At 43.3% G+C, this 7052-nt stretch carries 8 protein-coding genes; 3 read left to right on the plus strand and 5 right to left on the minus strand.

What is annotated here, in order from left to right; all coding sequences use genetic code 11:
• Positions 1 to 192: 192 nt before the first annotated feature.
• Both AC4II3_RS17260 and AC4II3_RS17265 read right to left on the minus strand, forming a co-directional pair.
• Entirely contained in the window at positions 193 to 1233 is a 1041-nt protein-coding gene (locus AC4II3_RS17260; RefSeq protein ID WP_488015409.1) for a tetratricopeptide repeat protein, read from the minus strand.
• A 34-nt stretch (positions 1234 to 1267) separates the two neighbouring features.
• Positions 1268 to 2557 (minus strand): tetratricopeptide repeat protein, encoded by a 1290-nt coding sequence (locus AC4II3_RS17265; protein WP_488015411.1) that lies wholly within the window; start codon positions 2555 to 2557, stop codon positions 1268 to 1270.
• 293 nt (positions 2558 to 2850) lie between these two features.
• On the opposite strand from AC4II3_RS17265, the gene AC4II3_RS17270 reads away from it, so the two are divergent.
• The 3 genes from AC4II3_RS17270 to AC4II3_RS17280 all read left to right on the plus strand — a co-directional run bounded on the left by AC4II3_RS17270 (position 2851) and on the right by AC4II3_RS17280 (position 5035).
• The gene (locus AC4II3_RS17270) at positions 2851 to 3678 is read left to right on the plus strand and encodes an Rpn family recombination-promoting nuclease/putative transposase (protein ID WP_490722848.1); all 828 of its coding nucleotides are present in this window, start codon (positions 2851 to 2853) and stop codon (positions 3676 to 3678) included.
• A gap of 207 nt (positions 3679 to 3885) precedes the next feature.
• Positions 3886 to 4725: an Rpn family recombination-promoting nuclease/putative transposase gene (locus AC4II3_RS17275; protein ID WP_490722849.1), complete on the plus strand. Its 840-nt coding sequence runs from the start codon at positions 3886 to 3888 to the stop codon at positions 4723 to 4725.
• A 37-nt stretch (positions 4726 to 4762) separates the two neighbouring features.
• On the plus strand, positions 4763 to 5035 hold the full coding sequence (locus tag AC4II3_RS17280) for a DUF4351 domain-containing protein (protein WP_488029813.1): 273 nt from the start codon (positions 4763 to 4765) through the stop codon (positions 5033 to 5035).
• Positions 5036 to 5154: 119 nt separating this feature from the next.
• Here AC4II3_RS17280 and grxD read toward each other — a convergent pair whose 3' ends face one another.
• The 3 genes from grxD to AC4II3_RS17295 all read right to left on the minus strand — a co-directional run bounded on the left by grxD (position 5155) and on the right by AC4II3_RS17295 (position 6511).
• Positions 5155 to 5478, minus strand: coding sequence for a Grx4 family monothiol glutaredoxin (gene grxD, locus AC4II3_RS17285; RefSeq protein WP_488017305.1), 324 nt, complete (start codon positions 5476 to 5478; stop codon positions 5155 to 5157).
• Between the two features lie 120 nt (positions 5479 to 5598).
• Positions 5599 to 5853 carry a BolA family protein gene (locus AC4II3_RS17290; protein WP_293087739.1) on the minus strand — a complete coding sequence of 85 codons (255 nt, stop codon included), beginning with the start codon at positions 5851 to 5853 and terminating at the stop codon, positions 5599 to 5601.
• 46 nt (positions 5854 to 5899) lie between these two features.
• Positions 5900 to 6511: a tetratricopeptide repeat protein gene (locus AC4II3_RS17295; RefSeq protein ID WP_488017301.1), complete on the minus strand. Its 612-nt coding sequence runs from the start codon at positions 6509 to 6511 to the stop codon at positions 5900 to 5902.
• Positions 6512 to 7052: the final 541 nt, after the last annotated feature.

Genomic DNA, 7052 nt, shown 5'->3' on the forward strand with positions numbered 1-7052 from the left:
TTTTCAGATGGATTGACCTAACTACCTTTAGTTGCAAGCCCCCTAAATCCCCCAATTCTGGGGGACTTTAACTCAATTTCCCCCCAAACTTGGGGGACTTTAACTCAATTTCCCCCCAAACTTGGGGGGCTAGGGGGGCGGGGGACTTTAACTCAATTTCCCCCCAAACTTGGGGGGCTAGGGGGGCGAAACTTACTTTAACTGTTCCAGTCGCTTTTCTATTTCCCCTATCCGTTTGCGGTCGCCAAACTGTTCATAGATGGCCTTTGCTTCTTCTAACAAACTCACTCCTTCTTGCCGATTCCCACGAGCATAGTTAACTTCCCCTAATCCAGCTTTGGCTGCTGCCAGTTCTTCCCAATGGTCAGTTGCTTTTGCAAGTTTTACTGCCTGTAAATAAGGAACCTCGGCTTCCAAAACTAGTCCTATCCGTCGATACAAATCACCCAATAAGCGATAAATCGGTGCTATTTTTTGATCGTTTTCTTGTCCTTCCAGGATTTCAATGGCCTCAGCCGTTAAATCGTCGTCACCATAGAGTTCAGCTAGAGCTAAGGGCTTGAACTCCTTTGGTAGATTCTGTTCCTGAATCCGCCTAGCAATCACCTGAATTTCTTGAGCTTGATCTGACTTAATCCGCTTAAATCCCAGTCCTGGAGTCCTATCTTCTGTAGAGGCGCGATTGGTATCAGTCTCGACGACCAACTTATAACTAACTTTAGGTTTTAGAGGCTTACTCCCTGGATAAACAACCTGACAAATACCCTTTTGACAAACCTGGTCTCGACTAAATTCCTGAGTCCAATTCAAGCGTCGCCCTCTGACCGTAACGGTAAAACTGTTAGCATTGGTGACATCATGCCAGCGTAAGGTGGGCTTGTCAGTCAGTAAACTAGTTGCCCGTGGGCTGATAATGTAGGGCATATAGCGGTCTACTGGACGTGGTCTGACGATTGGCCTGCTGTCATTTGGGGTTCGCGGTGGTGGACATATGGCATTGATGCCTGTTGTTACCCCAGCAGTTACAGAGCGAATCTTACCATCCTCACAGAGTACCTTGACCCTTACCCCCGATGCTGGTCTGACCAGATCCCCTGGATTTATAGTGGTATAGTTAGGCACTGGATGGAAACGTGACCATCCCTCCCGTTCTAGCTCAACTCTACCTGTGGTTTTAAAAATCCAATGCCCTGCCAGTACTGGCTTACTCACCAAGCTTCCCAACATAATCATAAGTATGGTCAAGATTGGGGCAGAGCAAATCAGCTTACTTACTCGATTCACTAGTCTTATCTTTAATACCTACTTGAGCATCTACACGTTCACGAGCCATGCCAACCCAGATATCTTCATCAGGGTTACTGGGATCGGCATAGCGTAAACACATTTTCCATTCTTTCAAGGCATTGTCCGGAGCGTTTTTTTCCATTACTTGAGCTAATAAACAGTGAGCTGCCGCCGGAGTTTGCTTAAAGGTTTTTTCTACTTCAATAGCATCTCTGAGGTGGGTTTCGGCATCGCCATAGCGCCCTTGCTTCAACCTTGCCCAGCCCAAGTTTTTCAATAACGCATATTGAGTTTCATTTTGAATTTTAATCTCCTCTTTTTGAAGTAGTTTATTTTTAATATCCTCTTCTTGCATATTCTCTAATCCTGTCAAAAGTAACGATACCGCTTGGGAATAGTTTTTATCGTTAATATACAACCGTCCCAAATTATTATAAGCAGCATCTAAGCCGCCCTGTGCCGCTAACCTATAGTGAGTGCGTGCCTTCTTAAAATCCTGTAAATATTCATAAATATTAGCCAAATTGTAGTGAGATTCGGCATTATCTGAATTCAGACTCAATGCTCGTTCATAATCAGACTGAGCACTTGAAAAGTCTCCGTCGTAATAATTCTCTAAACCCCATTTATCAAAGTAGCTCGAAATCAAAGGCAACGATAATCGAAAGCCAAATAGGGAAACTAAAAGTACTATCGATAGTCCCAATTTAAATTCTTCCCTATCATGTTTTTTAATCCCTAATCGTGAGAAAATATCTTCTATCCCTCTACGACCAGCTTTGGTTAAAACGCCTCCAACCGTTAACAAGGTCAATGTACTCTGGGAGATCACAGCCACAGAACCTAGAAAACCCGGACTAGTAGTCAAAAAACGGGAGGAAATTTCTACCACTAGACTTACCGATGCGGTTAAAGAGGTAACTGTGAGTGCATTCCACAGCCAGTCCAAACGGTCTCGTGGATGAGTAGGCGCTTCCAGAAACCACCACCAGTAGTCTTTTGGGGGATGAAAGCTACTCCGCCAATCCGCTAATTCCACAGTCTGAGTAATCAAACCAGCCTGCTTTTTCAATCTGCTATCTAACTCAACCAGTTTAATCAGTTTATCTTTAGAAATGTGGGCAATATCAGCAAATTTTTCGTGAACAATATTGCGAGCAATCAGGACATGAAGAATAGCTTCAGCAGATGGTTTATTGTCAGTTTTTTCAAGGGCGTTCAGGGCAGCTTCATAATGCTTGAGAGTAGAATATAACTCTAGGATGCTCATTCAGCTAATAGCAAAGGGAATAGGGAATAGGGAGTAGGGAGTAGGGAACAGGGAACACCGGATCTGGAAACAGGCAAGATGCCTGTTCCACCAAGATGCCTGGAACAGCCACCAGCTCAAACAGCTTTAATGAGATGCATCCTTCTGAATTAAATCTTATCTAAAGGTATTCTGTAAATCAGAACTACTCCGCTATCATAACTTGAATCAATAAACAAGATCCAGGTGCTATAAATTTTTTGGTTCAGATTTAATACAGTATCTGAGATAGTATTAACTTTGAATAATTTGCCTTGGCCTACGATAATATTTGTAAATACCTAGCAGAAGAATACCCATCGGAGTTTTTTCACTGGCTATTGGGTGAAGAACCTAGAGATATTCAGGTACTTAAAGCCGAATTGAGTAGTGAACCCATTCAAGCTGATGCTCTGAGTTTACTGCAAAGTACTAACCAAATTCTGCATCTAGAATTTCAAACCCTGCCCCAATCCGAGCCACCATTACCATTTCGGATGTTGGACTATTGGGTCAGACTACAACGAAAGTACCGATGTCCGATTGAACAGGTGGTAATTTTCCTAAAGTCTACGACCTCACAGATGGTATTCAATAACGAGTTTAGGGATATTAACACCTGGCACCGTTACAGAGTAATTCGCCTGTGGGAGCAAGACCCATTACCACTATTGGCCAATCGAGCTTTGTTACCCTTGGCAACTTTAGCCAGGAGTAATAGCCCTAATCGATTGTTAGAGCAAGTGGTTGCTGAAGTGGATAAAATTGAAGAAAAACCATTACGGGGAAACCTAGCGGCCTGTGTGGATGTGCTGGCTGGTTTACGGTTTGACAAAAATTTAGTCTGTCGATTGTTGAGGGAGGAAGTTATGGAAGAATCTGTTACCTATCAAGATATTATCCAAAAGGGACGCCAGCGCGGCAAGCAGGAGGGAGCCCTATTAATTGTGATCCGTCAGCTAACCCTGAGGTTAGGTTTACTTGACCCTGTGCTCCAACAGCAGATTGAGGGATTATCGATTACTCGATTGGAGGAATTGAGTGAAGCGTTGTTGAATTTTGAGACAGCAACGGATTTAGCGGTTTGGTTGGAGCACGGCTGAGATTGAACTGTTAGTGTTCACCAGGATTTTTGGTGGGGACATGATTTTTAAAAGACCTGATTAGATCAGGTCTTTTTTAGATATTATCTCAATCAAAATTGCTCCGGTATCATAACTTGACTCAATAAACAAGATCCAGGTGCGATCAATTTTTTAGCTCAGATTCACTACAGTATCTGAGATAGTATTAACTTTGAACAATTTGCCTTGGCCTACGACAATATTTGTAAATACCTAGCAGAAGAATATCCATCGGAGTTTTTTCACTGGCTATTGGGTGAGGCACCTGATGATATTCAGGTACTTAAAACGGAATTAAGTGCTGAACCCATTCAAGCTGATGCTCTGAGTTTACTCCAAAGTACAAACCAAATTCTGCACCTAGAATTTCAAACCCTACCCCCATCCGAGCCACCATTACCATTTCGGATGTTGGACTATTGGGTCAGATTACATCGCAAGTACCGATGTCCGATTGAACAGGTGGTAATTTTCCTAAAGTCTACGACCTCACAGATGGTATTCAATAACGAATTTAGGGATATTAATACCTGGCACCGTTATAGAATAATTCGTCTTTGGGAACAAGACCCATTACCACTATTGGCCAATCAGGCTCTGTTACCCTTGGCCACTTTAGCCAGGAGTAATCAGCCTAATCTATTGTTGGAGCAAGTCGTTGCCGCAGTGGATAGAATTGAAGAAAAACCATTACGGGGAAACCTAGCGGCCTGTGTAGATGTACTGGCTGGTTTGCGGTTTGACAAAAATTTAGTCTGTCGATTGTTGAGGGAGGAAGTTATGGAAGAATCAGTTACCTATCAAGATATTATCCAAAAGGGAGTCCAAAAGGGACTCCAGCGCGGCAAGCAGGAGGGAGTCCTATTAGTTGTGATGCGTCAGTTAACCCTGAAGTTAGGTTTAATTGACCCTGGGCTCCAACAGAAGATTGAAGGATTATCGATTACTCGATTGGAGGAATTGAGTGAAGCGTTGTTGAATTTTGAGACAGCAACGGATTTAGCGGTTTGGTTGGAGCACGGCTGAGATTGAACTGTTAGTGTTCACCTTGTCAGAGGAAGTTATGGAAGAATCAGTTACCTATCAAGATATTATCCAAAAGGGAGTCCAAAAGGGACTCCAGCAGGGACTCCAGCAGGGACTCCAGCGCGGCAAGCAGGAGGGAGCCCTATTAGTTGTGATGCGTCAGCTAACCCTGAGGTTAGGTTTACTTGACCCTGTGCTCCAACAGCGGATTGAGGGATTATCCATTACTCGATTGGAGGAATTGAGTGAAGCGTTGTTGGATTTTGAGACAGCAACGGATTTAGCGGTTTGGTTGGATCAGCAGGCTTAGGGCTGAAATCTTGATTTTTCGTTTCAGTATTTAAGTCCTAGGAAAAAGCGATCGCATTTCCTAATCCGATCGCTTTTTGCCGTTGTTCAGTTTTGTCAATAGTTTGGTGCAGTCAAGGATTAGGATGCCAGGGCGACTTCCACCGTCTGCTGCAATTCACCATTTTGATACATCTCAATCATCACATCAGACCCACCGATAAACTCTCCGTTAATGTACACTTGAGGAATCGTTGGCCACTTGGAATATTCTTTGATTCCCTGACGGATATCGTAATCTTCTAGTACGTCTACAGTTTCGTAGGGAACTCCTAAGTGATTCAGAATTTGGACAACATTATTGGAAAATCCACACTGGGGCATTAGTTTGCTGCCCTTCATGAATACCAAAATTTTGTGCTCTTGTGTTAATTTTTCTATTCTATCTTTCAGTTCTGGTGTCATCTCTGATGTCATAGTTGTCTTAAACTCCTGGGATATCTAGATAGTTATTTTGATAGTCGATATTATATTAGTCTAGCGGGCGCGAAATCCTAGACTCTTCCAATTATGACTTAGGCCAGTTTACTGCTTGCCAGCCCAAGCTTCAGGGGTATAGGTTTTTAGAGCTAGGGCGTGAATGGCCTCTGTTGCCAACTCTTGGCTTAGGGCACCATAAACCAGCTGATGTTGTTTCACCAGGGATTTACCTTCAAACTCGGAGGAGACCACAGTGGCTTGCAGATGGTTACCACCCCCTAAATCTTCTACTTTTACCTGAGCATCCGGTATCGATGCTTTAATCTTTTCTTCAACTTGCTGTGTACTAATCGGCTCCATTTTTTTTATTCCAGTTTCTATTGGAACTTCTAAAATACACTAAAATCTAACTGCCTTTATTAGAACCAGCGGACGAGGTGGGCTGGCTATTGCCATTTCTAGGAAAGGGAGAATCAACGAATCCTAGCTCAAACAGCTGTTGGTAGGATTTTTTTCCCAATTCCCTGGTGGGATTTTGAGACCGAATAATTTGAATTAACAAAGGGACAGCTAATTCTGGTTGGTCATTGGCTCGATGGACTAGGGCTAGCCGATAGGTAGCTTCATCTCGCTTTTCAGCAGTTTCCAGGGCTTTTTGCCGTTGAGACTCGTAGACTCGGTTGTCAATGCCGGAAAAACTGGAAGCCAGCTGTTGGTAAAAGTTAGACAACTGGTTAAATATCTGACGTGCCTCTTGGAGTTTTTTAGCCGCTACGCTATAGTTCCCTGAATCAATAGCGTTAGTCGCCTCTTGCATCATCCGCTCTCCCCCCGGCATACTCAATAGGCTGTCTTCTTGAGTCAACGGCCCGGTATTGCTGGGGTCAGTGATGTCTGATTCTACTTGGATATCAGCACCTTGTGCCTGTGCTGGTGGCAGTACTACCAAAGCTGCCATCACGGGAAAAGCAACGAAACAGGCGAGCCTGACCGGATTAAGAGTGCCAGAATAAACCATACTATAGCTTTGGGAATTGGTTACCTAAAATGATAGAGTAAATCCAAACTATTGGTATAGTACCATTACCAAACTGGATCAAGAGCTTCTTGGGAAGGTAAAGCAGGTACCAGAGTTGTTGGATTTAAGGTTCAGACTGAAACTAGTCCTAAAATGTTCCCTACTCATCAGGCCAAGGTTAGCTGGCTGATGGCTGATGGCTGATCGCTGATCGCTGATCGCTGAATACTTACAGGTTAACTGGTTACCTTTTAAATTAACGATAAATACAGATAAGACGTGATAAGTAGCTGTTTTGCTGGGGTTAATGCCTGATTTCTATCGCTTCATCCCTCTTTGGTGTCTTGATTAATTTTGACAGCATTAAAACGTCTCGTTATACTACTTTTGTAGTACAAGTGAAAGCAAAGTTTTTCCTTTAGGGTTGGTAAGCCGATGAATTTCCCGGAGTAATAATCAACGAACGTTGGGTCAGTGGTCCGTGAGCCATTACCCATTACCCATTACCCATTACCCATTACCCATTACCCATTACCCATTA

It is taken from the genome of Moorena sp., assembly GCF_982860115.1.

Bases quoted from the DNA above. Each gene is read 5' to 3' on its own strand.
- AC4II3_RS17260 (WP_488015409.1), bottom strand. From the start codon at position 1,233: ATGATTATGTTGGGAAGCTTGGTGAGTAAGCCAGTACTGGCAGGGCAT.
- AC4II3_RS17265 (WP_488015411.1), bottom strand. From the start codon at position 2,557: ATGAGCATCCTAGAGTTATATTCTACTCTCAAGCATTATGAAGCTGCC.
- AC4II3_RS17280 (WP_488029813.1), top strand. From the start codon at position 4,763: ATGGAAGAATCAGTTACCTATCAAGATATTATCCAAAAGGGAGTCCAA.
- grxD (WP_488017305.1), bottom strand. From the start codon at position 5,478: ATGACACCAGAACTGAAAGATAGAATAGAAAAATTAACACAAGAGCAC.
- AC4II3_RS17290 (WP_293087739.1), bottom strand. From the start codon at position 5,853: ATGGAGCCGATTAGTACACAGCAAGTTGAAGAAAAGATTAAAGCATCG.
- AC4II3_RS17295 (WP_488017301.1), bottom strand. From the start codon at position 6,511: ATGGTTTATTCTGGCACTCTTAATCCGGTCAGGCTCGCCTGTTTCGTT.